This is a genomic window from Peribacillus sp. TE19612, from assembly GCF_056279465.1.
The window spans coordinates 1-1,661 of record NZ_JBWCCL010000036.1 but is presented as its reverse complement, the minus strand read 5'-3'; the positions used below and the strand labels follow the sequence as shown (position 1 = coordinate 1,661).

Below are 1,661 nucleotides of genomic sequence, written 5' to 3'. Positions count from 1 at the left end.
TCTTTACGTCTTCTCATTACGACCTCCTACGCACACGATTCGCCGCACACGATTCTGGTTTATTTTTGTCGTATTAAAGACAAAGAAAAAAGGCCACAACATTTAAGTTGAGACCTTGATTCTATAAGCATTTGTGATACCGGTGGCCGGGGTCGAACCGGCACTCCAGAGGAACACGATTTTGAGTCGTGCGCGTCTGCCAATTCCGCCACACCGGCATGTATGTTGGAGGCGGCAACCGGAATCGAACCGGTGGTAAAGGTTTTGCAGACCTCTGCCTTACCGCTTGGCTATGCCGCCAACGTTTTTTGGAGCGAAAGACGGGATTCGAACCCGCGACCCCAACCTTGGCAAGGTTGTATTCTACCACTGAACTACTTTCGCATATGGCTGGGCTAGAAGGGATCGAACCTTCGCATGACGGAATCAAAATCCGTTGCCTTACCGCTTGGCTATAGCCCATTAACGTTGTAATCATTATATCATATTTTTTAAAATGGGGCGACTGATGGGAATCGAACCCACGAATGCCTGAACCACAATCAGGTGCGTTAACCACTTCGCCACAATCGCCATTATATAATTTAAATTGGCAGGGGTAGTAGGACTCGAACCCACACTGGAGGTTTTGGAGACCTCTGTTCTACCTTTAAACTATACCCCTGTAATAAAATGGTGGAGGGGGGCAGATTCGAACTGCCGAACCCGAAGGAGCGGATTTACAGTCCGCCGCGTTTAGCCACTTCGCTACCCCTCCGCATATAGATGAAACATGGTGCCGGCAAGAGGACTTGAACCCCCAACCTACTGATTACAAGTCAGTTGCTCTACCAGTTGAGCTACACCGGCACTACTATGGTGGCTCAGGACGGAATCGAACCGCCGACACAAGGATTTTCAGTCCTTTGCTCTACCGACTGAGCTACTGAGCCAAACAATAAAAATGGCGGTCCCGACGGGAATCGAACCCGCGATCTCCTGCGTGACAGGCAGGCATGTTAACCGCTACACCACGGGACCATAGATTGCGGGGACAGGATTTGAACCTGCGACCTTCGGGTTATGAGCCCGACGAGCTACCGGACTGCTCCACCCCGCGACGGTAATAATGTTGCTATTTTGCATCAAGTTTTCGTGTTAAGCGTTTCAATGGGCTGAATAATCAATCCTTTTTGCAGAAACAACCTGATTTTATTGAAAATGGTGGAGGATGACGGGATCGAACCGCCGACCCTCTGCTTGTAAGGCAGATGCTCTCCCAGCTGAGCTAATCCTCCAATATGTTGTCTAAATGGTGACCCGTACGGGATTCGAACCCGTGTTACCGCCGTGAAAGGGCGGTGTCTTAACCGCTTGACCAACGGGCCAGGTATAAATGGCGGAGAGCAAGGGATTTGAACCCTTGAGACAGGGTTACCCGTCTACACGATTTCCAATCGTGCTCCTTCGGCCACTCGGACAGCTCTCCAATAATGGCTCCGCAGGTAGGACTCGAACCTACGACCGTTCGGTTAACAGCCGAATGCTCTACCACTGAGCTACTGCGGAACAATATAAGCTTGGCGACGTCCTACTCTCACAGGGGGAAACCCCCAACTACCATCGGCGCTGAAGAGCTTAACTGCCGTGTTCGGAATGGGAACGGGTGTGACCTCTTCGCT

The 1,661-nt window shown here is 50.9% G+C and carries 15 tRNA genes and 1 rRNA gene; all 16 read right to left on the bottom strand.

From position 1 onward, the window contains the following. Positions 1-137: 137 nt before the first annotated feature. Positions 138-218: transfer RNA gene (locus tag ACZ9AO_RS26175), tRNA-Leu, on the bottom strand. Between the two features lie 8 nt (positions 219-226). Beyond that, positions 227-300, bottom strand: a tRNA-Cys gene (locus ACZ9AO_RS26170). A gap of 9 nt (positions 301-309) precedes the next feature. Continuing rightward, a tRNA-Gly gene (locus ACZ9AO_RS26165) sits at positions 310-384 on the bottom strand. Between the two features lie 3 nt (positions 385-387). Next, positions 388-462 (bottom strand) — tRNA-Gln (locus tag ACZ9AO_RS26160). 35 nt (positions 463-497) lie between these two features. Next, positions 498-573 (bottom strand) — tRNA-His (locus ACZ9AO_RS26155). A 17-nt stretch (positions 574-590) separates the two neighbouring features. Further along, positions 591-664: transfer RNA gene (locus tag ACZ9AO_RS26150), tRNA-Trp, on the bottom strand. A gap of 9 nt (positions 665-673) precedes the next feature. After that, positions 674-757: transfer RNA gene (locus tag ACZ9AO_RS26145), tRNA-Tyr, on the bottom strand. Positions 758-773: 16 nt separating this feature from the next. After that, positions 774-849: transfer RNA gene (locus ACZ9AO_RS26140), tRNA-Thr, on the bottom strand. Positions 850-856: 7 nt separating this feature from the next. Beyond that, positions 857-932 (bottom strand) — tRNA-Phe (locus ACZ9AO_RS26135). 12 nt (positions 933-944) lie between these two features. Next, positions 945-1,020 (bottom strand) — tRNA-Asp (locus tag ACZ9AO_RS26130). A gap of 5 nt (positions 1,021-1,025) precedes the next feature. Further along, positions 1,026-1,099 (bottom strand) — tRNA-Met (locus ACZ9AO_RS26125). 102 nt (positions 1,100-1,201) lie between these two features. Next, positions 1,202-1,277 (bottom strand) — tRNA-Val (locus ACZ9AO_RS26120). A 15-nt stretch (positions 1,278-1,292) separates the two neighbouring features. Beyond that, positions 1,293-1,367, bottom strand: a tRNA-Glu gene (locus ACZ9AO_RS26115). A gap of 9 nt (positions 1,368-1,376) precedes the next feature. Beyond that, positions 1,377-1,468, bottom strand: a tRNA-Ser gene (locus tag ACZ9AO_RS26110). A gap of 5 nt (positions 1,469-1,473) precedes the next feature. Next, positions 1,474-1,548 (bottom strand) — tRNA-Asn (locus ACZ9AO_RS26105). A gap of 9 nt (positions 1,549-1,557) precedes the next feature. Beyond that, positions 1,558-1,661, bottom strand: a 5S ribosomal RNA gene (rrf, locus tag ACZ9AO_RS26100); the annotation flags it as partial.